General features: G+C 62.8%; 24 protein-coding genes. 7 read left to right on the top strand and 17 right to left on the bottom strand.

What is annotated here, in order from left to right; genetic code table 11:
• Positions 1–88 precede the first annotated feature (88 nt).
• The 3 genes from FJ938_RS19485 to FJ938_RS19475 form a co-directional block, all read right to left on the bottom strand.
• Complete coding sequence (locus tag FJ938_RS19485; RefSeq protein ID WP_140696395.1) at positions 89–994, bottom strand: DMT family transporter; 906 nt, start codon at positions 992–994, stop codon at positions 89–91.
• Between the two features lie 60 nt (positions 995–1,054).
• The gene (locus FJ938_RS19480) at positions 1,055–1,942 is read right to left on the bottom strand and encodes a DMT family transporter (RefSeq protein WP_140696392.1); all 888 of its coding nucleotides are present in this window, start codon (positions 1,940–1,942) and stop codon (positions 1,055–1,057) included.
• A gap of 127 nt (positions 1,943–2,069) precedes the next feature.
• Entirely contained in the window at positions 2,070–3,581 is a 1,512-nt protein-coding gene (locus FJ938_RS19475) for a peptidase S10 (protein WP_140696389.1), read from the bottom strand.
• 183 nt (positions 3,582–3,764) lie between these two features.
• Between FJ938_RS19475 and FJ938_RS19470 the strand changes: the two genes are divergently transcribed.
• Positions 3,765–4,271: an OsmC family protein gene (locus FJ938_RS19470; protein ID WP_140696386.1), complete on the top strand. Its 507-nt coding sequence runs from the start codon at positions 3,765–3,767 to the stop codon at positions 4,269–4,271.
• A 152-nt stretch (positions 4,272–4,423) separates the two neighbouring features.
• Here FJ938_RS19470 and FJ938_RS19465 read toward each other — a convergent pair whose 3' ends face one another.
• The 12 genes from FJ938_RS19465 to rpsF all read right to left on the bottom strand — a co-directional run bounded on the left by FJ938_RS19465 (position 4,424) and on the right by rpsF (position 15,663).
• Entirely contained in the window at positions 4,424–4,642 is a 219-nt protein-coding gene (locus FJ938_RS19465) for a hypothetical protein (protein WP_140610848.1), read from the bottom strand.
• A 169-nt stretch (positions 4,643–4,811) separates the two neighbouring features.
• A complete protein-coding gene (locus FJ938_RS19460; protein ID WP_140696383.1) occupies positions 4,812–5,552 on the bottom strand; it encodes an SDR family NAD(P)-dependent oxidoreductase in 741 nt (246 codons plus the stop codon).
• 47 nt (positions 5,553–5,599) lie between these two features.
• Complete coding sequence (gene purF, locus FJ938_RS19455) at positions 5,600–7,069, bottom strand: amidophosphoribosyltransferase (protein ID WP_140610846.1); 1,470 nt, start codon at positions 7,067–7,069, stop codon at positions 5,600–5,602.
• A 105-nt stretch (positions 7,070–7,174) separates the two neighbouring features.
• Positions 7,175–7,849 (bottom strand): CvpA family protein, encoded by a 675-nt coding sequence (locus tag FJ938_RS19450; RefSeq protein ID WP_140610845.1) that lies wholly within the window; start codon positions 7,847–7,849, stop codon positions 7,175–7,177.
• A 47-nt stretch (positions 7,850–7,896) separates the two neighbouring features.
• On the bottom strand, positions 7,897–9,300 hold the full coding sequence (gene radA, locus FJ938_RS19445) for a DNA repair protein RadA (RefSeq protein ID WP_140696380.1): 1,404 nt from the start codon (positions 9,298–9,300) through the stop codon (positions 7,897–7,899).
• A gap of 231 nt (positions 9,301–9,531) precedes the next feature.
• Positions 9,532–11,022, bottom strand: a complete 1,491-nt coding sequence (locus FJ938_RS19435) for a replicative DNA helicase (RefSeq protein WP_140696377.1) — start codon at positions 11,020–11,022, stop codon at positions 9,532–9,534.
• Positions 11,023–11,242: 220 nt separating this feature from the next.
• Entirely contained in the window at positions 11,243–12,220 is a 978-nt protein-coding gene (locus tag FJ938_RS19430) for a small ribosomal subunit Rsm22 family protein (RefSeq protein ID WP_140696374.1), read from the bottom strand.
• 1 nt (position 12,221) lies between these two features.
• Positions 12,222–12,545 carry a YnfA family protein gene (locus FJ938_RS19425; protein ID WP_140696371.1) on the bottom strand — a complete coding sequence of 108 codons (324 nt, stop codon included), beginning with the start codon at positions 12,543–12,545 and terminating at the stop codon, positions 12,222–12,224.
• A gap of 91 nt (positions 12,546–12,636) precedes the next feature.
• The gene (locus FJ938_RS19420; protein ID WP_140696369.1) at positions 12,637–13,929 is read right to left on the bottom strand and encodes a cyclopropane-fatty-acyl-phospholipid synthase family protein; all 1,293 of its coding nucleotides are present in this window, start codon (positions 13,927–13,929) and stop codon (positions 12,637–12,639) included.
• A gap of 174 nt (positions 13,930–14,103) precedes the next feature.
• Positions 14,104–14,688, bottom strand: coding sequence for a 50S ribosomal protein L9 (rplI, locus tag FJ938_RS19415; RefSeq protein WP_056563263.1), 585 nt, complete (start codon positions 14,686–14,688; stop codon positions 14,104–14,106).
• A 226-nt stretch (positions 14,689–14,914) separates the two neighbouring features.
• Complete coding sequence (gene rpsR / locus FJ938_RS19410; RefSeq protein WP_006203718.1) at positions 14,915–15,163, bottom strand: 30S ribosomal protein S18; 249 nt, start codon at positions 15,161–15,163, stop codon at positions 14,915–14,917.
• Positions 15,163–15,663 carry a 30S ribosomal protein S6 gene (gene rpsF / locus FJ938_RS19405; RefSeq protein ID WP_140610839.1) on the bottom strand — a complete coding sequence of 167 codons (501 nt, stop codon included), beginning with the start codon at positions 15,661–15,663 and terminating at the stop codon, positions 15,163–15,165. Before rpsF ends, rpsR begins: the two co-directional genes overlap by 1 nt.
• Before the next feature lie 464 nt (positions 15,664–16,127).
• Between rpsF and FJ938_RS19400 the strand changes: the two genes are divergently transcribed.
• The gene (locus tag FJ938_RS19400) at positions 16,128–17,753 is read left to right on the top strand and encodes a pilus assembly protein (protein ID WP_140696366.1); all 1,626 of its coding nucleotides are present in this window, start codon (positions 16,128–16,130) and stop codon (positions 17,751–17,753) included.
• Between the two features lie 51 nt (positions 17,754–17,804).
• Here the strand turns inward: FJ938_RS19400 and FJ938_RS19395 are convergent, their stop codons facing one another.
• Positions 17,805–19,733, bottom strand: coding sequence for an LTA synthase family protein (locus FJ938_RS19395; RefSeq protein ID WP_246673415.1), 1,929 nt, complete (start codon positions 19,731–19,733; stop codon positions 17,805–17,807).
• Between the two features lie 278 nt (positions 19,734–20,011).
• On the opposite strand from FJ938_RS19395, the gene fabD reads away from it, so the two are divergent.
• From fabD to fabF, 4 genes are all read left to right on the top strand, one after another.
• Positions 20,012–20,959 carry an ACP S-malonyltransferase gene (fabD, locus tag FJ938_RS19390; protein WP_140696363.1) on the top strand — a complete coding sequence of 316 codons (948 nt, stop codon included), beginning with the start codon at positions 20,012–20,014 and terminating at the stop codon, positions 20,957–20,959.
• Between the two features lie 57 nt (positions 20,960–21,016).
• Entirely contained in the window at positions 21,017–21,754 is a 738-nt protein-coding gene (gene fabG / locus FJ938_RS19385; RefSeq protein WP_140696360.1) for a 3-oxoacyl-[acyl-carrier-protein] reductase, read from the top strand.
• Between the two features lie 242 nt (positions 21,755–21,996).
• Positions 21,997–22,233, top strand: a complete 237-nt coding sequence (locus tag FJ938_RS19380; RefSeq protein WP_006203723.1) for an acyl carrier protein — start codon at positions 21,997–21,999, stop codon at positions 22,231–22,233.
• Between the two features lie 34 nt (positions 22,234–22,267).
• The gene (gene fabF, locus FJ938_RS19375) at positions 22,268–23,530 is read left to right on the top strand and encodes a beta-ketoacyl-ACP synthase II (RefSeq protein ID WP_140610836.1); all 1,263 of its coding nucleotides are present in this window, start codon (positions 22,268–22,270) and stop codon (positions 23,528–23,530) included.
• Here the strand turns inward: fabF and FJ938_RS30020 are convergent.
• Positions 23,518–23,802, bottom strand: a complete 285-nt coding sequence (locus FJ938_RS30020) for a hypothetical protein (protein WP_246673413.1) — start codon at positions 23,800–23,802, stop codon at positions 23,518–23,520. The genes fabF and FJ938_RS30020 overlap by 13 nt on opposite strands.
• Between FJ938_RS30020 and mltG the strand changes: the two genes are divergently transcribed.
• On the top strand, positions 23,789–24,895 hold the full coding sequence (gene mltG, locus FJ938_RS19370; RefSeq protein ID WP_246673411.1) for an endolytic transglycosylase MltG: 1,107 nt from the start codon (positions 23,789–23,791) through the stop codon (positions 24,893–24,895). The two genes, FJ938_RS30020 and mltG, sit on opposite strands and share 14 nt — an antisense overlap.
• Positions 24,896–24,912: the final 17 nt, after the last annotated feature.

Below are 24,912 nucleotides of genomic sequence, written 5' to 3'. Positions count from 1 at the left end.
GGCCGAGGGGTTTGGGGGGACTTGGGGGGTGGCCCGTCGCACCAACAATGTCTGAGTCCGGTAATGGTTCCGTGACCGTGTCACTTTTTTAAGAAATATTTGACGCGACCTGTTGGGAGCGGGCCGCCAGCCAGTCGCGGCCAGCATGGGCGAACACCGCGCAGAGCACGATGGCACCGCCGATCATGCTGGCCATCGGTGGGATCTCGGCCAGGAACAGGAAGGCAAACAGGATCGCGAACGGCACTTCCGCCGAGCCGAGCAGGCCGGATTCAGGCGCCGGGATAAGCCGTGCGCCCTCCGTCCACAGGATGGAAGCCAATGCGAAGGAAGCGCCGAACGTTACAAGCAGAACGGCGTCCCTTGCAGAGACGGCCAGGGGATCGGTGACAAACCAGCCGAGCATGAACAACAGGAAGGCCGAAACCGCGCCGGCCCACACCACGGGTGTGTCGCGGAAGGCGCGCACCATGATCATGTAGAGCGCGCTGCCGATCGTCATCAGCAGCGCCAGCCCGTCGCCGAACAGCTTTCCGGTGCCGAACCCCGACCAGACCATGATAGCCACGCCGCATAACGAGACGGCGGCCGCGACCATCGTCTGCAGGCGGAAAGGTTCGCGTACCAGTACCCAGGCCAGCAGGGCGGCAATGAAAGGCGACGTCGCATAGATGACCGCGACATTGGCGACGAAAGTGAACTTGAAGGCGGAAATGAAGGCGATGCTGGCGAGCGCGCCTTCCACCGCCAGCAGCCAGCCGCGCCAGCCAAGCCGCAGCGTTTCACGGTTGCCCGAGCGGTGGCGGCGCCACAGCACATAGAGGCTGATCAGGATCGAGCCGACAAAGCCGCGCCAGCAGGTGATCGTCAGCGGATCGGCATGGATCGACTTGGTCAGCACACCGGTCAGACCGAACACGGCAGCCGATGACGACACCAATATGATGCCAAGCGTGCGTTCGGGGGTCTCGGTCGTAGCCGCCATGTCAGTCATGCCGCCAGCCTATCCCGCCATGTCCTGCCATCGTCATGTCAGCAGTGAAGGCCATCCACATCACAACCGCTTGCGGAAATGCTCGCCGCCCACGATCAGCAGGCCGGCGGCGACGATAAGGGCGGCGCCCAGGAAAACCTCGCGGCGCGGCACGTCGCCCCAGATCGCGAAGCCGAGCGCGAAAGCCCACAACAGCGAACTATATTCGAGTGGGGCGAGGATCGATGCCGGCGTGCGTTTCATGCCTTCGAAGAGAAGATATTGCGCCAGGCCGCCGAGCGCGCCGACGCTGGCAAGAAGCAGCAACTGAGGCAAATCCGGCGCATGCCACCACAACAGAGCCGGCGCCACCGAAAACATCAGGAAATAGAAATTGTTGAGCAGGAGCTGGACCATCGAGCGTTCGGCAAGCGCGGTCTTGCGCAGGAGTACGATGGCGATGGCCCATAGGAGAGCCGCCGCCAGTACCAGCAGCACCGGAACGGACAGACCGAGATGGGTGGGGTCGCAAGCGACGAAGACGCCGGCAAAGCCGATCAATACCGCCAGCCAGCGCAGCAACGGCACCATTTCGCCGAGCAAGAATACCGAAAGCACGGTGACGATGATCGGGGCCGCGTAGTAGACAGTGGTCAGTTCGGCGAGCTGCAGGCTACGGGCGGCATTATAATAACAAAGCCAGGCGGCGAGCGTGAAGGCACTGCGCACCAGCATTGGCCGTACGATCGACGAGCGCACCGTGTCGGCAAACAGCGCCCGCCCGCCGATCACCGCGCAAGCGCCGAGAACGGTGACACTGCGGAAGAACATGATCTGCCAGACCGTCAGGCCGGTGACCAGCAGCTTGATCGAGGCGTCCTGCGTCGAAAACAGCAAGTAGGCGGCGCCGGTCAAAAGGATTCCGGCGAGAACCCTTTCGCGTGTTTCGAGAATAGCGATATCGGCCATGCGGCGTCGGACTGCTTGCGTGATGGCGGTTCCTGTCCCGTCGGCTCCGCTGCCATCAGCTATACGGGGGAAAGCCTGCGCGGCGCTATTCCAGCGCCAGGCATGCGTTGGGGCAGGGCCAACGCGCTCACTGCGTGGCTTGATAGAGTTCCGAGGCCGCATCCTTCAGCGCCCGCCGGCCGTCCGGGCGCAAGTACATCATGTGCCCACCTTCGACGACATCGAGGCGAATGGGCTTGGTATCGGCAAGTGAGGGCAGCTGGCTTACCAGATAGCGTGAGGCCAGATAGGGTGTGACCAGGTCGGTATAGCCGTTGACGATCACGACGCCCAGCGATGGATTGAGCGCCCGCGCTCGCTGCAGATCGGTCATCACACCGGCATAACCCTGCCGCGAGGTGCCGTAATCCCAACTGCGGGTGATCTCCCCGTTGAGCAGCCGATAGCTGACGTCGGTGCGGAAATTCAGCTCGTCGCGGACATAGCCGACGAAAGCCGAAGTCAGCGCCGGCACGCTGCGGTCGAGCACCGGATCGGGGCCAGCAATGCGAGCACTCTCGGGCGCGATGTCGGCCGTGCCGATCATGGCGTCATAGGGACTGAGCACTTTACCTCTGGCGCGGGCAAACTCCCTTGCGAACAGGTCGGTCGGGACGCGCGCAAAATTCCGCTGCACGACATCGAGCGGCAGCCCGGTGATTTCCGCCACGCGCTTGCTCGCAACTCGCCCGCCTTCCTCCAGTCCGCTCGCAATCGCGGTGAGATAGTCGCCCAATGCATATCGCTCGATCTCGGCGAGCTTGGCCCGCAGCGCCTCGCCGGCAACGCCGTCGGCACTCAGCCGTGCCGCTGCCAGCGAAGGCAGTTCGAGCGCCCAATGCAGCGGCTCGAACTGGTCGGGTAGCACCAGCATGAATTCCAGCGCCGGCGAGATCAGCACGATGCCGCTCGGGCCGACACCGATGTCTTCCTGCAGGGTGCGGCCCAGCAGTGCCGCCCGGAACCCGCCATAACTTTCCCCGGCGAGGAACAGCGGCGATCCCGTGCGGCCGTTCTGCGCGAGATACAGCCGGATGAAAGCGCCCATCGAACTGGCATCCTGATTGACACCCCAGAAATCATGCGTGTCCTGGCCCGGTGCCTCACGGCTGTAGCCGGTTCCGACCGGATCGACAAAGACGAGGTCGGTCATGTCGAGCCAACTGTCCGGATTGTCGATCAGCTTTTGCGGCGGGGGCAGGAATTCGCCATCGGCGCCGGTTGCGATTATGCGCGGGCCGAGCGCGCCGATATGCAGATAAGCGGAAGCTGCTCCCGGGCCGCCATTGAACACGAAGGTGATGGGGCGTCTTGGCTCCTTTACCGGGGTCGCCGGCGGCTGCAACACATAGGCGACATAGAACATCTCCGCCGTCACGTCGCCCTTGCCGGAACGCAGCGACAGCGTGCCGGCCTTTGCCTGATAGTCGAGCTTGCGTCCGGCTAGCGTGATCGAATGATTGGTAGTCTGCGGCTGCGGCAGCAGCGACAGCACCCCGCCTGTGGGTACCGGCCGCTCGGTGGTCTCGGCAAGCACGGGCTGCGCAAAGGCGGCAAGCATCAAAACGATGAGAGGGACCAGTTTCAGTTTGAGCGGCATGGTGCCTCCGCGAGAACGACTGCCGCATAGGTATGGCTGGGGCGGTCGAAGTCAAAGGAAACGTCGAAGTCAGTGGTTCGGCACAATTACCGCCGCGTTCCTTCGCTAGCATCTCTCAGGATTTGCACATGCCTCGCAAGACAATGCTATCAAGGCGAAAGGACCCCCCGAAAGGAACGGAAAATGGACGCCACCGCACTCAAGGCCATGCAGGCACCGCTCAAGGAGGTCTACCGCGACGATGCTTCGCGCGCGCTGATCACGCTGAAGGCCCGGGGCAGCCTCGACGACCAGTCGATCGCCTGCAAGGTGGAGACGGGCAGGGCGCTGGCGATCGCCGGCCTGCATCCGGCAACGGGCGGCTCAGGGCTTGAGCTCTGCTCCGGCGATATGCTGCTCGAAGCCCTGGTGGCCTGCGCCGGGGTAACGCTGAAGGCGGTGGCGACGGCGCTCGAGTTCAAGCTCGGCACCGCCACGGTGGAAGCCGAAGGGGATCTTGATTTTCGAGGAACGCTCGGTGTCGCCAAGGACGCACCGGTCGGTTTTCGCGCCATCCGGCTCAATTTCAATTTCGACACGGATGAAACGCAGGAACGCATCGATTCACTGCTGAGACTGACCGAGCGCTATTGCGTGGTGTTCCAAACCATCAATCAGAAGCCGGAACTGACGGTGACGGCCCAGCGCTGATGATCTCCCCTCGAGGGGAGATGTCGCCAAGGGCGACAGAGGGCCGGCACGTCCTGACGCGACTTCCTGATGAATAAAGGAGGCCGGCGCTTCATGCGCGGCGAGCCTCCTCTGCCTGCCGGCCGTCTCCACCTCAAGGGGGAGATTAAGCTTTACTGGGCTGACGGCTGTTCGGCATCGCCCTCGTCGGTGAAGGGCGAGGCACTCGGCACGCATTGGATAGACCAGCCGGTCGGTGTCGGCTGCTTCTGATATTCGGTGATGGCGGCGGTGCATTGTTCACGCTTGTCGAAGGTGCTGGGCAGCACCACCATGCCACCCTGCGGGCCGGCGATTACCAGATACCAGACCAACGCTGCGGTCGAAGCCATGGGAATTTCCTTGTTCTGCCCAGCTCGGGCGCTTGTTGTGGGAGTCGCTACGATTCTACCAACTCCGCGGAAATGACGAAAGCATGACCGCGGCGCGGCCTTTCCACCTTAAATCACAGCCGCGTGATGATCCGGCGGATTTCTGAAACCAGCGTCTTGCAGCCCTAGGTTATTCCGGCTGCTTATAAGCGACGAAGCGGTTGTGCTTGGCTTGGAAGATCAGCCCGGTTTCCTTCAAATCGGGGCTGGCCAGCGGCACGATGCGCTTGGCGATCTCTGAAGGATGCGGCAGCGTCTCCGGATCCTCACCGGGGACGGCCTGGGCTCGCATCGCGGTGCGGGTGGCACCTGGATCGGCGGCGTTGACTCGCAACGGCAAGCTTTGCGTCTCATGCGCCCAGGAGCGCATCATGGTTTCGACCGCCGCCTTCGACGCTGCGTAAGGCGCCCAGAAGGCGCGCGCCGAATGCGCGGTATTGGAAGAAAGAATGACGGCCCTGCCGGCATCCGAGAGCCGCAGCAGAGGGTCGACCGAGCGGATCAGCCGCCAGGTCGAGGTCACGTTGATGGTTATCACCTTTTCGAAGGTCTTGGCCTCGACATGGCCGATCGGCGAGATGACGCCGAGCACGCCGGCATTGGCGACGAGGATGTCGAGCTTGCCCCAGCGCTCGTGGATGGCGCCGCCCAGCCGGTCGATGCCGGCCATGTCGGCGAGGTCGAGCGGCACCAGCGTTGCCTGGCCGCCGCCTGCCTTGATCTGATCGTCGAGCTCTTCCAGTCCGCCAACGGTGCGCGCAACCGCAATCACATGGGCACCGGCGGCCGCCAGTTCCCTGGCGATGAAATAGCCTATGCCGCGCGAGGCGCCGGTGACGACCGCGACGCGGCCGGTGAGGTCGAGGGTCATGCGATGGATTCCGGAAGTCTGGCTGGGCTGATGATGGTCCGGCAATCCTACGACCCGCTCGTCGCCAGCAGTGACAGGGTGCGCACATTGTCGTGGCCTTCGAAGTCGAGCAGGCGGGTCGGATACTGGCCGGTGAAGCAGGCATCGCAGAATTGCGGCTGCTCACTGTCGCGGCCGGCCTCGCCGACGGCGCGGTAGAGGCCGTCGATCGACAGGAAGCCGAGTGAATCGACGCGGATGAATTCAGCCATTTCCTGCACAGACATGCGCGAAGCCAGAAGCTTCGACTTCTCCGGCGTGTCGACGCCGTAGAAGCAGGAGGCGCTGGTCGGCGGCGAGGCGATGCGCATATGCACCTCCTTGGCGCCGGCGTCACGAACCATCTGCACGATCTTCTGGCTGGTGGTGCCGCGCACGATCGAATCGTCGACCAGAACCACGCGCTTGCCCTCGATCATGCGGCGGTTGGCATTATGCTTCAGCTTGACGCCCATATGGCGGATCGAATCGCCGGGCTGGATGAAGGTGCGGCCGACATAATGGTTGCGGATGATGCCGAGTTCGAAGGGTATGCCCGCCGCCTGGCTGAAGCCGATTGCCGCCGGTGTGCCGGAATCCGGCACCGGCACGACAATGTCGGCCTCGACAGGGTTTTCCTGCGCCAGTTCGGCACCGATGCGCTTGCGCACCTCGTAAACGTTGCGGCCCTCGACCGAAGAGTCCGGCCGGGCGAAATAGACATATTCGAAGATGCAGAAGCGGGTCTTCTGCGGCTCGAACGGAAACAGGCTTTCAATGCCCTTGGAGGTGATGACGACCATCTCGCCGGGTTTCAGGTCGCGCACGAAGCGCGCGCCGATAATGTCGAGAGCGCAGGTTTCGGAGGCAAGGATCCATGCGCCGTCGAGATCGCCCAGCACCAGCGGGCGGATACCGAGTGGATCGCGGCAGCCGATCATCTTCTTGGCTGTCATCGCCACCAGCGAAAAAGCGCCCTCGACCTGCCGTACCGCATCAATGAAGCGCGAGTTGAGATCCCGTTCCTTGCTGGTCGCCACCAGATGCAGGAGCGTCTCGGTGTCGGAAGTGGAAGAGAAGATCGCGCCTTGCTTCTGCAATGCACGCTGCACTGTCATGGCATTGGTCAAATTGCCGTTATGGGCGACGGCAAAGCCGCCATCGGCGAGTTCGGCGAAGAAGGGCTGAATGTTGCGCATGCCGGCGCCGCCGGTCGTGGCGTAGCGTGTGTGACCAATGGCCCGGTTGCCCTGCAGGCTGTCGATGACCCGTTGTTTGGTGAATGTGTCGCCGATCAGGCCAACATGGCGTTCGACATGGAACTGCGTGCCGTCATAGGAAACGATACCGGCCGCCTCCTGGCCGCGATGCTGCAGCGCGTGCAGGCCTAGCGTGACGATGGCTGCCGCGTCTTGCCGGCCGAAAATGCCGAACACGCCGCATTCGTCATGGAAATGGTCGTCGGCCTCGGCGGAAAGCACGTCGTCTGCGTCTGCCATCTTAAGCTCCGCTAAAATCGCCATATAAGGCGCTCGCGCGTCGAAAGCAACGCACTGCCTGCAGTCCTTCACATGGTCGCACGTTCTGGCGCCCCGTTTGGGGCGTCAGTTAGCAGGTGCTGCCGGCGCCGGCTTGGCCGTGTTGTCCGCCGGGCCGGCGTCATTATCGTCAGGAGCCGGCGCATTGGCGTCGTCACCTGTTGTCGGCGCATCCGCCGCTGGCGCATCCGCCGCCGGTGCATCGGGCGCAGCCGGGGTCTCGGCGCCTGTTTTCGGGCTGAACTTCTTGAGAATTGCGTTTTCGGTGTCGGCTGGCAGCAGGTTCTCGATCTTGGCGCCTATCGATTCCAGCAACGGCCGCGATTTGGCATCCGTGACCCAGGCCGGAGCCTTGGCGCCGGCCAGCCAGTTGAAGAACAAAAGTGCCACCGCCACCACCAGGATGCCGCGCGCGGCGCCATAGAGGAAGCCAAGTGTCCGGTCGAGCGCGCCGATGCGGGAATCGATGATCCAGTCGGCGAGCTTCATGGTGATGACCGAGACGACGATCAGCGCGATGATGAAGACGACGCCGGCGGAGGCCGCCATCGCGATCTTCTCATTTTCGATGTAGGGCTTCAGATAGGGCAGGACCGGTTTGTAGAAGAAGAAAGCCGCCGCTGCTGCCGCCGCCCACGAGACGACCGACAGGACCTCGCGCGAGAAGCCGCGAACCATGGCGAGCATCGCCGAGACCAGGGTGAAGCCGACGAGAATTCCGTCAAGCAGCGTAATCGGCATGTCTTTCGCCCCACTCCGATCTCTTTTTCACGGCTCGACGAGCCGCGTCACTCTTCATCGTCGGCGCGGCTGCGCCGCGAGCCGGCTATGCGCGCCACGAGGTCGGTAAGCTCGGTGGGCTGGAAAGCGCCGGCCCCGATCCCTCCAGCAAGTTCCTCGCTGCCCAAGGGCAGAACCGCGCTACCAAAACCCAGCTTTTCGGCTTCCTTGAGGCGCTGTTGCGCATGCGCAACCGGCCTCACCGCGCCCGATAGGCTGATTTCGCCGAAATAGACGCAATCGGCGGGAAGGGCAAGACCGGTGAGCGAGGAAACCAGTGCTGCGGCGACCGCGAGATCGGCCGCCGGCTCGCTGATGCGATAGCCGCCGGCGACGTTGAGATAGACGTCGTGCTGGCCGAAGCGAACGCCGCAATGCGCCTCCAGCACCGCCAGCACCATCGACAGCCGCGCCCCGTCCCAGCCGACCACCGCCCGGCGCGGCGTGCCGAGCGAGGACGGCGCGACCAGCGCCTGGATCTCGACCAGAACGGGCCTTGTGCCCTCCATGCCGGCGAAAACGGCCGCACCGGGCGATTTCGCATGCCGCTCGCCAAGGAACAGCTCCGATGGGTTGGAGACTTCGCGCAAACCCTTGTCCGACATTTCGAAAACGCCGATCTCGTCGGTCGGTCCGAAGCGGTTCTTCACCGTGCGCAGGATGCGGTAGTGGTGGCCGCCTTCGCCCTCGAAATAGAGCACGCCGTCAACCATGTGCTCGACCACGCGCGGGCCCGCGATCTGGCCTTCCTTGGTGACATGGCCGACGAGAACGATCGCCGCACCTGTGGATTTGGCGTAACGGATCATCGCCTGGGCGGCGGCACGCACCTGGGTAACGGTGCCTGGCGCCGAATCGGCAAGATCGGTCCAAAGCGTCTGGATCGAATCGAGAATGACGAGGTCCGGGCGCTTGCCGTCCGCGATGGTGGCGAGGATGTCCTCGACATTGGTTTCCGCCGCCAACTCGACCGGGGTGGACGCGACGCCGAGGCGCTGCGCGCGAAGCCTGATCTGCGCGACGGCTTCTTCGCCTGAGACATAGACGATGCGGTGGCCTCTCGAGGCAAGAGCGGCGGCGGCCTGGGTGAGCAGCGTCGACTTGCCGATGCCGGGATCACCGCCGACCAGCAGCGCCGAGCCGCGCACGAAACCGCCACCGGTGGCGCGGTCGAGTTCGCCAATGCCCGAGACGATGCGCGGCGCATCCTCTATATCGCCGGAAAGCGTCGTCAGCACCACCGCGCGGCCCTTGCGGGCGTTGCGGGTGTTGGCCGGCCCCGAGCCGATACCGCCGGACGTGCCTTCCTCGACCAGCGTGTTCCACTCGCCGCAGGCATCGCATTTGCCGGCCCAGCGCTGATGCACCGATCCGCAATTCTGGCAGATGAATTGAACGCGGGATTTGGCCATCAGGCGCGGTCCGATTCGAACATCGCTGGATAGCTTGGCGGGACAGCGCTCCCCTCTGGCCTGCCGGCAATCTTCCCCTCGAGGGGGGAGATCGGATGTCGCGACGGCTTTCGCCTATCGTCATCGTTGCAAGGTGAGCGACAGAATCGAAATTGCCGATCTCCCCCCTTGAAGGGGAGATGTCCGGCAGGACAGAGGGGGGCGCGAAGGAATGAGACCTTTCTCAAGAAGCTACTCGAACCTCTCCGCAATATGATGCTCCTCGGCGAGGTCGGAGAAGCGTGTGAATTCACCGTGGAAGGCCAGCGTGACCGTGCCCGTCGGCCCGTGGCGCTGCTTGGCGACGATGACCTCGGCCTTGCCGCGCATCTCGTTCATCTCGTTTTCCCACTTGACGTATTCCTCGGTGCCAAGCTTCGGCTCGCGGTTCTTGAGATAGTATTCTTCGCGGTACACGAAGATCACGACGTCGGCGTCCTGCTCGATCGAACCGGATTCGCGCAAGTCCGAGAGCTGCGGGCGCTTGTCGTCGCGGCTTTCGACCTGACGCGACAGCTGTGAGAGCGCGATGATCGGCACGGTCAGCTCTTTTGCCAACGCCTTCAGGCCCGTGGTGATCTCGGTGATTTCCTGGACGCGGTTCTGCGATGCCTTGGCGCTGGACCCTTGCATCAGCTGGATATAGTCGATGACGATGAGGTCGAGGCCGCGCTGGCGCTTCAGGCGGCGCGCGCGGGCAGACAATTGCGCGATCGAGATGCCGCCGGTCTGGTCGATGAAAAGGGGAATCTTCTGCATGGTCTGCGAACAGGCGACCAGCTTTTCGAAGTCCATTTCACTGATTTCGCCGCGGCGGATCTTCGACGAAGAGATTTCCGTCTGTTCGGAAATGATACGGGTTGCGAGCTGTTCGGACGACATTTCGAGCGAGAAGAATCCGACGACGCCGCCATTGGCCGCCTTGAACGAGCCGTCGGCCTGTTGTGCCGGCACATAGGCCTCGGCGACGTTGAAGGCGATGTTGGTGGCGAGCGACGTCTTGCCCATGCCCGGACGGCCGGCAAGGACGATCAGGTCGGAGGGTTGCAGGCCGCCCATGCGGCGGTCGAGATCGCGCATGCCGGTGGCCAGGCCCGACAGACCGCCGTCGCGCATATAGGCGGCGTTCGCCATGTCGACGGCGGTCTTGACCGCGTCGGTGAAGCTCTCGAAGCCGCCATCATAGCGTCCGGTTTCGGCCAGTTCGAACAGGCGGCGTTCGGCGTCCTCGATCTGCTCGGAAGGCGACATGTCGACCGGCGCGTCATAAGCGATGTTGACCATATCCTCGCCGACGGTGATCAGCGCGCGGCGCGTCGCCAGATCGTAGATGGCACGGCCATAGTCGGTGGCGTTGACGACGGTGACGGCTTCCACCGCCAGCCGCACGACATATTGCGCCACCGTCATGTCGCCGACCTTCTCGTCGGCCGGCAGAAAGGTCTTCAAGGTAATCGGCGTCGCCACCTTGCCCATGCGGATGAGCTCAGCCGCGACTTCAAAGATCCTGCGGTGCAGGGGCTCGTAGAAATGGCCTGGTTTCAGGAAGTCGGAGACACGGTAGAAGGCATCGTTATTGACGAGAATCGCGCCGAGCAGCGCCTGCTCCGCCTCAATGTTGTTCGGCGCCTCGCGATAAAGCGGTTGCTCCGCCACGCCGAATTTTCGCGCTGCCTCTGCCATGATACCCCCGATTTCGATCCCGGCCTTTCGATATCAGAACGAGGCGAAACCATGCTGACCTTTCTGCATCACCGTACGACCAAACGGCCCCGATGCCCCGTTTGTTCACAGGGACGGCAAACCGTCCACAGGACAGTGTTCCTGTGCCCCGATTCCGGTTGACTCGGCGGGCTTCGATTCTTATGCGAGGCCATGGAACGAAGCAAGAACAATCGGCCACTTAAGTGGTGCCGGGGTCCATGGCATCGCCCCAGTCCAGGCGTCTGGCCAGCCTGAACACGTCCCCATCCCGCTTCGTAAACAGCTTTTCGCCCGCGCCTCCGTCCGGCTCGCAAAGTTTCAGCGACACCTTGCCGGAGCCGGATTTCGGCGGCGCAATCACACGCGCCGCTCGATAGGCGGCCGGCTGACGCGACGCGGCGACAAAAATGAATTTCTCGTCTTCCCACGGCACCTCGGCGTCCTTGGCCAGCCGGTGCAGGCGCGAGCGGGCGACGCGGCGGGAAAAGTGGCACCAGTCGGGCGGGCTGAGCGGGCAGGGTGCCTGGTGCGGACAAGGCGCCAGCAGATGCGCGCCGTCCGCGATCAATTGCGTGCGCACTGTCAGAATTCGCTGCCAGCCCGCCGGCGTGCCTGGTTCGACGATCAGCAATGTGTCTTTCGTGAGCTGCCATAGCCGGTCGACCATTTTGGGCAGGGATGCCGGCACGATCTCGTCCAGCACATAGGCGCATGTGACGAGGTCTGCCGACTCAACGTCACCAAGGTCGATCGTGACGTCACCGGCCTGCCAGACGGTTCGGGCGGCAAGCGCATCGGCGGCGAGCATCTCGCCGACCTTGCGCACCGCGGCACTTGCTTCCAACAGCACGGCCTGTTCGAGATCAGGCCAGAGATCGCTGGTGGCCCAAAGCACCGTACCAGGGCCAGCGCCAACATCGAGCAAGGTTTTCGGCATGAAATCCGGCCGGGCCTCATTCAAAGCGCCAAGGCTGGCGCGGACCGCGGCATAAGTCGCCGGCAGCCGCGCCGCCAGATAAGCCTTGACCGCCATGTCCTGAGCCATGTGCAGACGGCCGTCGCGAAGTTCGGCCCGGTAGCGGTCCGACAGGGTTTTCGCCGCCTGCTTCAGCTCCGGCAGCGGAACCCTTTCCAGGATACGATCGACAGCTTGTCGAAGAGATGCTGGCAATTCCACGCTATGCCCCTCGCGGTGCGAGCAGGATAACCGAAGCTCCGACGATGCAAAGCGCGGCACCGGCAAAATCCCAGCGGTCGGGCCGTACGTCTTCCACCAGCCACAGCCAGGCCAACGAGGCAATGATATAGATTCCGCCATAAGCGGCATAGGCGCGGCCAGCGGCATTGATGTCGACCAGCGCCAGAAGCCAGGCAAACAGAAGCAGCGAGGCGAAGCCTGGCGCCAGCCACAGCGGCGACCTTTCCAGCCGCCACCAGGCCCATACCGAAAAGCAGCCGGCGATCTCGGCCAGTGCTGCGGCGGCATAGATGAGATAGGTCATGAAAAGGCCTCGCGACGATCACGAGGCCTTTTTTCAGGGCATGGGCCGGGAATGGCAAGCGCCAATGGCGAACGGCGTGCCGATGGTATGCCTACTCCGCCACCTTGCGGCGACGGGCGGGCTTGGCGGGCTTTTCGACAGGAGCCGCCTCGCGGTGGCCCATGTCACGCATTTCCAGCGCCTTTTCGCATTTGGCCATGTAGTCGCGGGTCATCGGCAGCGTGTCGTTCTTCTTGGCGATCTGGAACTGGAAAATGACCAGGTCCTGCCAGCGGAACGCGGCTTCCGAGGCGGCGAGATAAAATTCCCACATGCGGCAGAAGCGTTCGTCATAGATCGCCCTGGCCTTGTCGCGGTTGGCGGCGAAGCGCTCGCCCCAATGCTTCAGCGTATCGGCATAGTGGAGCCGCAGGATCTCGATGTCCGTGACCACGAGGCCGGACTTCTCGATCGCCGGGAGCACTTCCGACATTGCCGGTATGTAGCCGCCCGGGAAAATATACTTGCGGATGAAGGCGCTGGTCGCCCAAGGCACGCCGGAGCGGCCGATCGTGTGCAGAAGCATCACGCCATCGGGCTTCAGCAAGGTTGCCGCCTTGTCGAAGAAGGTCCGGAAGTGGTTGACGCCGACATGCTCGAACATGCCGACCGAAACGATGCGGTCGAAGCGTTCATTGATCTCGCGGTAGTCCTTCAGCTCGAAATGGACGTGGTTCTCCAGCCCTTGCGCGTGCGCCCGGTCGGTGGCGACGCCATGCTGTTCCGTCGACAGCGTCACGCCCTGCACGTCGACGTCGAACGCCTTGGCGAGATAAAGGCCGAGCCCGCCCCAGCCGGAGCCGATGTCGAGCACGGTCTGGCCGGCCTTCAGCCTGAGCTTTGCGGCGATATGCCGTTTCTTGGCCGCCTGGGCCTCGTCCAGCGTCATGTCCGGCTGCTCGAAATAGGCGCAGGAATACTGCATGTCCTCGTCGAGGAAGAGCCGGTAAAGCTCGCCCGAAAGATCGTAGTGGCGCTGCACGTTGCGGCGCGAGCGCGAGGTGGTGTTGATCTGCTGCAGCCGGCGGAAGGCGTGGCGCAGGCCCTCGATGGCTTTCGACCAGGTCGCGTCGATGCCGCCGCTGCCCATGTTCTGGAAGGCGATGCGCATCAATCCAAGTACACCGCCCTCGAGAATGTCGAGCTCGCCGTCCATGTAGGATTCAGGCACCGCCAGCATCGGATCGAAAGTGATGGCGCGTTCGGCATGCCTGGTCTTGATGTGCATGTGCACCGGCTCGCCGCTGCCGTCGCCGAAGGTGAACGTCGCGCCTTTGGGCCCGGTTACCTTGAGATTGCCCGAGCGCACCAGGCGGTCGAGAATGCGCTTCAACAGAATATTCATGCTCAGATGTCCCCTCACGGTCAGACAGGCTGTCCTATTCTGCATCAATATGTAGGGTTTCGAAAAGTTCCTTTTGGCACAAAAATGCCCGGGCGAGAGGCCCGGGCATTAGTCCAGAATGACTGGAAAGCGGCGGGATGGTCTGAGTGCCGGTCCGGCGCCCAGACTGTCCCGTCAGGCGTTGTCTTCGCCGCCGTCGAACTCGGCGTTCGGATCGAAGAAGTTTTCCGGTCGCGCATTGTCGTTGATGTCGTCGCCATAGATGGCTTCGGCGGTGGTCAGCGTCTCGCCCTTGGCCTGGCGCTCGGCCTCGTCGGCTGTGCGGGCGATGTTGAGCGTGATCGTGACTTCGACTTCCGGATGCAGCGCGATCGCCACATTGGTGAGACCGATTGTCTTGATCGGCTGGTTGAGCTGGATCTGGTTGCGGTTGACCGTGAAGCCTTCCGCCGTCAGCAGATCGGCGATGTCGCGCGTCGACACCGAACCGTAGAGCTGACCGGTCTCGCCGGCCGAACGGACCGCGATGAAGCTCTTGCCGTCGAGCTTTTCAGCAACCTGGCTGGCTTCCGACTTGCGCTCCAGATTGCGGGCTTCGAGCTGGGCGCGCTGGCCTTCGAACTTCTTCTTGTTGGCTTCGTTGGCGCGCAGCGCCTTGCCCTGCGGCAACAGGAAATTACGGGCAAAGCCGTCCTTGACCTTGACGGTATCGCCCATCTGGCCGAGGCGGGAAACGCGTTCGAGAAGAATGACTTCCATGGTTTTGTTCCTTTGGTTGGACGCCAATCCCCGGGATCGACGCCGAATGTCTGTGGAACAGGTCAGGAAGCTCTGGGCACGACGTGGCGCCGGTGTCGCTGTCCTGCCTGTTCAGGCAGTTAGGATTTCTCTCGAAATCCAACTCGGGATTTTTGGTTCGGAACCGGTCGCGCCCGTCGCGATCGGCAGGAAAAGCGGGCGGTAAAACCGCCCGCTTGGATCGTATTTAACGGACCACGTAGGGCAGCAGGCCGAGGAAACGGGCGCGCTTGATCGCCTTGGCGAGCTCGCGCTGCTTCTTCTGGCTGACGGCGGTGATGCGCGACGGCACGATCTTGCCGCGCTCGGAGATGTAGCGCTGCAGGAGACGCACGTCCTTGTAGTCGATCTTGGGCGCGTTGGCACCGGAGAACGGGCAGGTCTTGCGGCGACGATGGAATGGGCGCCGGGTCGGGATCTGATTGATGTCGACCATTATTCTGCACCCCCTTCAAAGCCTTCGCGCGGACGGCGCGGACCACGCTCGCCACCGGCATCACCGAAGCTGCGCGGCGGACGATCGCCACGGTCGCCGCGATCGCGGTCGCCGAACGAACGTGGGCCACGATCGCCACGGTCGCGGTCGCCGAAGCTGCCGCGCTCGGAGCGCTCTTCGCGCTTCTGCATCATGGCCGAGGGACCTTCCTCATGCGCCTCGACCTTGATGGTCAGGAAACGCAGGACGTCCTCGGACAGACCCATCTGGCGCTCCATCTCGTTGAGAGCCGCCGGCGGGCAGTTCAAATCCATGAGCGTGTAGTAGGCCTTCCGGTTCTTGTTGACCCGGTAGGTGAGGGACTTCAGTCCCCAGTTCTCGACCCGGCCGACGGACCCGCCATTCGCTGCGATGACGCCCTTGTACTGTTCGACAAGCGCATCGACCTGCTGCTGCGAGAGGTCTTGCCGGGCAAGAAACACATGTTCGTAAAGAGCCATTATGTCTTTCGTGCCTTTCTTCGTTTCTCTCCCGGTTCCCGGCGGCAAAAGCCTCTGCAACTTCTCTGACCCGTGGAGCCCAACGAGGCGCGGGGAAGAAAGGAGCATGACGAGACGGTCGAGAGCGGAGACACGGGAGGCGGAAGCGCTTCTGGCTTCACACGAAGGCTTTTGATAAAAACCTCCGGCCCTCCGTTCAGCCCCCAGCTGGGACCGGCAGATTGGCGGCGTCTATACAGCAATTCACTGATAAGGCAAGCGCAAGCGGCGTCCCCGATGTCGCAGGGCGCTGGAAAATCAAGCCGCAGCGCCGGTACGGCCCGGCGATTTTACGGCAACCAGCCCTTAACCACAATGTCAGGTTGTGCAGGGTTGAGCCTCGCTGTCAACGGTCGGTTCATCATGGAAGGGGCAAAAGCCCGGTCAACCCGCATAACAAGCGGCAAGCATTTCCTGGGGTAAGGATGCTTCTCAACAGATTCTGGCGCTCGAGGAGCGGCAATTTCACGCTATTGCTCGGGCTGGGCCTGCCGGCCATCTTGTCAGCCGTGGCTTTCGCGGTCGACGTGACCACCATCATGCGGGCAAAAAGCAACCTCCAGAATGCTCTCGACGCGGCAAACCTTGCCTCCTCGCATCTTGGCGATCTGGACATTACCCGCACCGACGCCTTCGACCGTTATTTTCAGGCCAACATCGCCGGGCATGGCGAACTCATCAACGTACAAGCGACGCTGACCGCCGACAGGGGGGTCAACTTCATCAAGACCAAGGCTGTCGCCTCGGCGGACGTCAACCTGAACTTCGCCTTCCTGTTTGGCCAGAACAAGCACATCGTGGTCGAAGCGTCGGCCGTCGAATCAAACAACCAGCTCGAAGTCGTTCTGGTGCTGGATAATACCGGCTCGATGGCCGGCGCCCGCATGACGGCATTGAGGACGGCGACAAAGTCGCTGCTGGACACGCTCGAGGCGACAAAATCGCCGACGCGCCAGGTCCGCGCCTCACTGGTTCCATTCGTGACGGCCGTCAACGTCAATGGCGACGGGTTCGATCCGGCCTGGATCGACATGGACGGGAAATCGCCCACCAATGGCATCAATTTCCCTGTCATCGACGGCAAGCGGCCGAATCACATGGCGCTGTTCAAGCAACTTGGGCAAAAGGGAGGGTGGAACGGCACCGGGTGGAAGGGCTGCGTCGAGGCTCGCTCCGGCTCCTACAACATCTCCGACACGCCGCCCGATCCGTCGAATCCGGACACCTTGTTCGTGCCCTATTTTGCTCCCGACGATCCTGCGGCTGCCACCAAGCCGTCAGGCTCCTACGGCAACTCTGTCACCGGCTATAACAATTCCTACCTCGACGACTCCATCGACAAGACCGAACTCGCCAAGCCAGGCGTCAATATTCTCGGCATCGATCTCAGCGGTCTGCTTGGTGGCACGGTCGACGCGGACCTGGAAAAAGTCGCCAAATACGTGGCCTCGACGAACAAGATCGTCACCGAAACCGGCAGCGCGGTAACCGTTGGCCCGAACCGTTCCTGCCCCACCCCGATTGTTCCCTTGACCGATGATTTCGATAAATTGCGCAAAGCAGCAAGTCAGATGACGGAATGGAACGGCTCCGGCACAAATGTCTCGGAAGGCCTGTCATGGGGTATGCGGGTGCTTTCGCCAGGGGCGCCCTACACGGATGGTGCGCCGTTCAGGACGCCGGGCGTCAGCAAGATCGTCATGCTGCTCACCGATGGCGAGAATGTCGTCTACGGCGCCAGTAACCAGCTGACAAGGTCCGACTACACGTCCTATGGCTATCTGGCGGGTGGCCGCTTTGGGTCGGATAATCAGACGACGGCGGCCCGCAATGTGGACGGCTGGACCAAGAGCGTGTGCACGCAGTTGAAGAACCAAGGTGTGCAAATCTACACCATGGTGCTCCAATCCGACACCGCGGCAAACCGTGCGCTTTACAGCGCCTGCGCTTCCGACTCGAGCGGCTACTATGCGGTCAACGATCCGGCCAAACTGCCGAACGTATTCCAACAGATCGCCAACAAGTTCTCCAAGCTGCAACTGACCAACTGAGCGGCCGACCTGGAAGGCGCATCACAGGGAGGTCAGCGCTCGCCGATTGGCTCAGCTCGTATGGGCGACGACCTTGTTGACCGTCTCGGGGAAGAAGTCCGGCGCCGCATGGCGCTTGCCGAACATCATATCGTACTGGATCAGCTGGAAATCGCGGATCGCCGGGTCGATCTCCTTCTGACGCGACCAATCGGGCGTGGCTTGGCCAGTCGGTGTCAACAGCAGGTTGCGGTCGACGACGCGGTAGCGCTCCCGCATCTCGCCCAGGAAACCGGTGTAGTAGGGATGGGTGATGCCCGCGGCCGTCAGGATATGATAGGGCAGGAATGCCGGGCTCACCGTGCCGAGGTCCTTGACCGGACCGGAGCGGTTCGACCAGACGACCAGCGGTGTCTCGTGATGTTCAAGGGCCGCTTCCGGCGTCGGCTCCTTGCGTGGCGCGACGTTGTCCTTGAGGAACCCGGTCTCGACATAGACCGGCCCCAACGGCGGCAGATGGTCGCCGAAAAAGGCGATGATCGTTGGCCGCTCGCGCTTCTTGGCCCATTCGATCAACCGGTCAAGGCCACGGTCCGCATCGGCCGAACCCTCCGCATAGCTCAGCAGCGAATCGCGCGCCCACTGGCTGATCGGCGCCTGTACCGAGTGGGTCGGGTTGTTATAGCGGTTCGGCTCATAGGGGCCGTGGTTCTGCAGGCTGACGGCGAAGAAGAACACCGGATCGTCGCTGGCGTCGGCTTCGCGGATGATCTCATCCGTCATTGCCGCATCCGATGCCAGCGGTCCGCGCTTTTCCATGGGCGGCAACGTCTCTTCCGACTTGAAATCGTTGAAACCGAAATCGGCATACACCGCGCCACGGTTCCAGAACCAGTTGGTGCCTGGATGGATGGCGCGCGCCCTGTAGCCTTCACTCTTCAGGAAGGTCGCCATCGAAGGCGTCGGCGTGCGCACATATTGCTGGTAGGGGATGCTGCCGGCCGGCAGGAAAGCATTGGAAAAGCCGGTCAGCGCCTCGAATTCGATGTTGGCGGTCATGCCGCCGAATTCAGGTGAGAACATCGAACCCGAACGCAGTCGCCGCACTGTGGGAATGGGATCCGGCGTGATGGCGACGCCAGGCAGCTTGGTTGGATCCCAGAAGGATTCGCTCATGACGACGATGATGTCGGGCTTGTCATCGGGCACCGATGCTGTCGTCCGCGGCCGGTCGATCGCCGCGATTGCCTTGTCGGAATAGCCTGAGGGGGCCGAGACATGGGCCATCGGCACGTTAAGCGCGAAGGCGAGCGCAAAGCCGTTGGAGGCATAGTTTTCCTTCTGGTCCCACATGATCGGGATGATCTGCAGCCGGTCCCGGGTCCACGAGAAGGTGGCGTAGTCCATGATCGAGACGAAGAAGGCGAGCAGAGGCACTGCCAGCGTCAGCCGCGCAAGGCGGCCTTTGCGGCTGAGGGCCGGAACCTTGCGGTGCCACAGCCGCCAACCGTGGACGAGCAGCGACAGTCCGACGACGATGCCCACGACCATGGCCAGCGCGGTCATCGGCCGTTCGCGCACCAGGAGCGGCAGCAGGGCGAAAATCTGGCGAGCGTAGAGGAAATCTGTCGGATAGAGCGGATCGCCAAGATAGTGCGATTTCTGATGACCCACAAAGGCCAGCCCCAGGGTCAACGGCGCGACAATCATCAGGCTCTGGTGACTGCGGCCGAGCAAGGCGTCGAGGCCGATCAGGATCAGGGCGAACACGACGATGGTCGTCCAGCCGGGCTTGAGCGGTTGAAGAAAGAAGGAAACAGTGCCGGCAACATCGCCACGCACGATCAACTCGATGGCGAACACCAGGACGGCGGAGATCAGCAGGCTGACCAATCCGTAACGGACGACCGGCCATCTCCGGCCCGGCAAATAACCGGTGGACGGATCGTCTTCCAGGAACTGCGGCGCGGCCTCGCCGGCGCGTTTCGAATTCTTGGCCACCTTAACTTCCCCACCCAGCGACAAACGCGTCACTCGATTGTCATGAAACTGTCACGCCAAGCTAGCGCCTGTATCGGAAATAAGAAGAGCCAGCAAACGAATCGTGAGCAGTTTTCATCAGGAGTGATCGCCAAAAGTCCTTTTGGAACAGGCACTCGGCAGAAGGTTCCGACCTGAGGCTTGTTTGAAGCGGGCTTGACTTGACCGGCTGCCTTGCGTCACAGGCAAGGAAAATTCGTGTTATCAGGCAAGCAGAACAAGTCTTCGGGAGCCCTCGCATGGCCGTTGCATTCACCTTTCCGGGACAAGGCAGCCAGGCTGTCGGCATGGGCAAGGATATCGCTGATGCCTTTCCCGAGGCGCGCAGGATCTTCCAGGAGGTCGATGACGCGCTTGGCGAAAACCTGTCGAAGCTGATCTGGGAAGGTCCGGAAGAGACCTTGACGCTGACGGCGAACGCGCAGCCGGCTTTGATGGCGGTATCGCTGGCAGCGATCAGGGCACTGGAGTCGCGCGGTTTCTCGTTGAAAGACAAGGTCGCCTATGTCGCCGGCCATTCGCTGGGCGAATATTCGGCGCTTGCCGCCGCCGGCTTCATTTCCGCCGCCGATGCCGCCCGGCTGCTGCGTATCCGCGGCAATGCCATGCAGGCGGCAGTTCCAGCCGGCGAGGGCGCCATGGCGGCGATCATTGGGCTGGAGCAGACCGATGTCGAAGCCGCCTGCACCGAGGCCGCGCAAGGGTCCGGCAAGGTCTGCCAGATCGCCAATGACAATGGCGGCGGCCAGTTGGTGATTTCCGGTGCCAAGGCGGCGGTCGAACTGGCGGCGAAACTTTGCACCGAAAAGGGAGCCAAGCGGGCGCTGATGCTGCAGGTCTCGGCTCCTTTCCATTCGGCGCTGATGGCGCCGGCGGCAGAGATCATGCGAGACGCGCTGGCCGGAGTGACGAAGAATGCACCTTTGGTTCCTGTCGTCTCCAATGTGTCGGTGACACCGTCGAGCGATCCGGACGAGATCGCGCGGCGCCTGGTCGAGCAGGTGACCGGTCGCGTTCGCTGGCGCGAGACGGTGGATTGGCTTGGCGCCAACGCTGTCGCCACGCTCTACGAAATTGGTGCCGGCAAGGTGCTTTCGGGCCTGGCGCGGCGTATCAACCGCGACATCGCCACCGCATCGGTCGGTTCGGCGGCTGAAGTCGAGGCAGCATTGGCCGCGCTTGCATAAAGCGCCATTTGATCCCATCCCTATAGAGGCTGTGCTCTTCTCAACCTGGAGACAAAAATGTTCGAATTGACCGGCCGCAAGGCGCTCGTCACCGGTGCTTCGGGGGGGATCGGCGAGGCGATCGCCAGGGTGCTTCACGCACAAGGCGCCATCGTCGGCCTGCACGGCACGCGCGTCGAGAGGCTGGAGGCGCTGGCCGCCGAACTCGGTGACCGGGTCAAGCTGTTTCCGGCCAACCTGTCGAACCGCGACGAGGTCAAGGCGCTTGGCCAGAAAGCGGAAGCCGATCTCGAAGGCGTCGATATCCTGGTCAACAATGCCGGCATCACCAAGGATGGGCTGTTCGTGCGCATGTCGGACGCCGACTGGGACACGGTGCTCGAAGTCAACCTGACGGCCGTGTTCAGGCTTACCCGCGAACTCACCCACCCGATGATGCGCCGCCGCCACGGCCGCATCATCAACATCACTTCTGTCGTCGGCGTCACCGGCAATCCCGGTCAGACCAATTACTGTGCCTCCAAGGCCGGCATGATCGGCTTCTCCAAATCGCTGGCGCAGGAGATCGCCACCCGCAACATCACCGTCAACTGCGTCGCTCCGGGCTTCATCGAATCGGCGATGACCGACAAGCTCAACGACAAGCAGAAGGAAGCGATCATGGCGGCGATCCCGACGCGCCGTATGGGCACCAGCGCCGAAGTGGCCTCCGCTGTGGTCTATCTCGCTTCCAACGAAGCCGCTTACGTCACCGGCCAGACCATTCACGTGAATGGCGGCATGGCGATGATCTGACGAATGCCATCCAGAAGCACGCAGCGGTTTTGGGGCAATGACAGGCAAGGCCAGCACGCTGTGAAAACAGACCATTTCGGCTTGGACCTTGCCCATTTTTCGTGTAATGCGGCCCGCAACCCGGCGGTTCGGGCAAAAACCGGTCCGTAGCCGTTGCGTTTCCGGCAGGACCATCTTTCAACTTGATTAGCGGCATTCTGCCCGCTAACGAAGACAGACAAACAAAAGACGAGGATGCCCAAATGAGTGACACCGCAGAGCGCGTCAAGAAGATCGTCATCGAGCACCTTGGCGTCGATGCCGACAAAGTGACGGAGCAGGCGAGCTTCATCGATGATCTGGGCGCTGACAGCCTCGACACGGTTGAACTCGTCATGGCGTTCGAAGAAGAATTCGGCGTCGAGATTCCCGACGACGCAGCCGAGACCATTCTGACCGTTGGCGACGCTGTCAAGTATATCGACAAGGCTTCGGCCTGACGCATTCTGCAGTCATCACCGGGGAGGACCTGCGATGAGGCGTGTCGTCGTCACGGGCCTTGGATTGTTGTCGCCTTTTGGCATGGGCTTCGAGCACAGCTGGAAGGAACTTCTGACCGGCCGCAGCGCCGCCAGGCGCATCACCGAGTTCGAGGTGGAAGATCTTGCCTGCAAGATCGCTCACGTCATTCCGCGTGGTGACGGCAGCAATGCCACCTTCAATCCCGAGGCCGTGCTCGAGCCGAAGGAACTGCGCAAGATCGGCGACTTCATCCTGTACGGGATTGCCGCCGCCGACGAGGCGCTGAAGGATTCCGGCTGGCAACCGAAAACCCATGCGGAACAGTGCGCCACCGGCGTCCTGATCGGCTCGGGCATCGGCGGCATCGAGGGTATCGCCGAGAATGCGATAATCCTGAAGGAGCGCGGTCCGCGCCGCATCAGCCCGTTCTTCATCCCGGGTCAGATCATCAATCTCGTCTCCGGCCAGGTTTCGATCCGGCACGGGCTGAAGGGCCCGAACCATTCCGTCGTCACGGCCTGTTCGACCGGCGCGCACGCCATTGGCGATGCGGCCCGGCTGATCATGTGGGGCGATGCCGACATCATGGTCGCGGGCGGCGCCGAAGCGCCGGTGACGCGGCTGTCGATCGCCGGCTTCGCCGCATGCCGGGCACTGTCGACCGAGCGCAATGATGCCCCGCAGACGGCGTCGCGCCCGTACGATCGTGACCGCGACGGCTTCGTCATGGGCGAGGGTGCCGGTGTTGTCGTGCTGGAAGATCTCGAGCACGCCAAGGCCCGCGGCGCCAAGATTTACGCTGAGGTGACCGGCTACGGTCTCACTGGCGATGCCTATCATATCACCGCACCGGCCGAGGACGGCGACGGCGCTTTCCGTTGCATGGCCGCGGCGTTGAACAGGGCCAAGCTTACGCCCGCCGATGTCGACTACATCAACGCGCATGGCACTTCGACCATGGCCGACACGATCGAACTCGGCGCTGTCGAGCGGCTGGCCGGTAATGCCGCCTCAAAGATTTCGATGTCGTCGACCAAGTCGTCGATCGGCCATCTCCTGGGGGCGGCGGGTGCCGCTGAGGCGATATTTTCGATCCTCGCTATCAGGGACAATATTGCGCCGGCGACCATCAATCTCGACAACCCCGAGCGCGAAACGGCGATCGACCTGGTGCCCAACAAGCCTCGCTCCCGCCAGATCGACGTAGCATTGTCCAACTCCTTCGGCTTCGGCGGCACAAACGCTTCGCTCGTGTTCCAGCGCTACAATGGCTGATCGTCCGGCTGCCGGACGCCGCGTTGGCGTGCCGTCAATTTTGCCATATTCGCCTCTACTCTGCCGCAGGGGATTCGTTGAGAGATCAAACGGTAGGGCGAAATGAACACAAATCCGGCGGGCAACGGAGAATCGGGGCAGCGGCCCGCTAACACCGGGCCGATCGTACCGAAGACGGCCAGCGAGGCCTTGCGGCCGGAAGCTGGAACGCCGCCGCCGAAGCGCTCGCGTGCTTCGCGCAGCCAGGTCGTCGTGTTCATGAACTTCGTCATCTCTTTGGTGATCCTGACGGTTCTGGCGGCAGGCGCGGCGCTCTACTTCGGCAAACAGGAATTCACCGAGCCCGGCCCCTCGGCCAATGGCGACACCTTCCTCGTCAAGCCGAACACGGGCGTCCAGGACATCGCCGACCAGCTTGAGCGCCGCGGCCTGATCACTGACGCCCGCGTATTCCGTCTTGGTGTGCGCGCCTTTGGCAATGATTCCGCACTCAAGGCCGGCGAATATGCGATCAAGCCCCGGGCATCCATGCGCGACATCATGGAGTTGCTGAAGAGCGGCAAGTCGGTGATGTATTCGCTGACCATTCCGGAGGGGCTGACCGTCGAGCAGGCACTGGAGCGCATTGCCGACGAACCCGCCTTGAGCGGCGTCATGCCCACGGCCATGCCGCCGGAGGGCAGCCTTGCCACCGACACGCTGCGCTTCACGCGTGGCGCGACGCGCCAGCAGATGATCGACAAGCTGCTGGCCGATCAGAAGAAACTGGTCGATGAGGTATGGCAGCGGCGTGCGCCGGACCTGCCGCTGGCCAATGTCCAGGAATTCGTCACCCTGGCCTCGATCGTCGAGAAGGAAACCGGCAGGGGTGACGAGCGTTCGCGCGTTGCTGCCGTCTTCCTGAACCGGCTGGCCAAGGGGATGCGCCTGCAATCCGATCCGACCATCATCTATGGTCTGTTTGGCGGCAAGGGAAAGCCCGCCGACCGCCCGATCTACCAGTCCGACATCCAGAAGCTGACGCCCTACAATACTTATGCGATCAGCGGCCTGCCGCCGACACCGATCGCCAATCCGGGCCGTGCGGCACTTGAGGCCGTTGCCAATCCATCCAAGACCGACGATCTCTATTTCGTCGCCGACGGCACAGGCGGTCACGTTTTTGCCGCGACGCTTGATGAGCACAATGAGAACGTTGCCCGCTATCGCGCGTTGCAGAAGAAGCAGGCCGATGAGGCGGCCAAGGCCGCCTCGGCCGCTGGTACCAGCGGCAACAATGCGGACAAGCCTGCCGACGGCAGTGGAAGCGACACCAGCGGTGGCGACAATGGCGACGCCGGCGGCGATGCGGGCGCTGCCCAGTAAGAGGAAGAAAGGCGTTG

It is taken from the genome of Mesorhizobium sp. B2-4-14, assembly GCF_006442155.1.
GTDB lineage: Bacteria > Pseudomonadota > Alphaproteobacteria > Rhizobiales > Rhizobiaceae > Mesorhizobium.
Note: the sequence above shows the minus strand (reverse complement) of the source record. Positions and strands in the feature narration are given on the sequence as shown.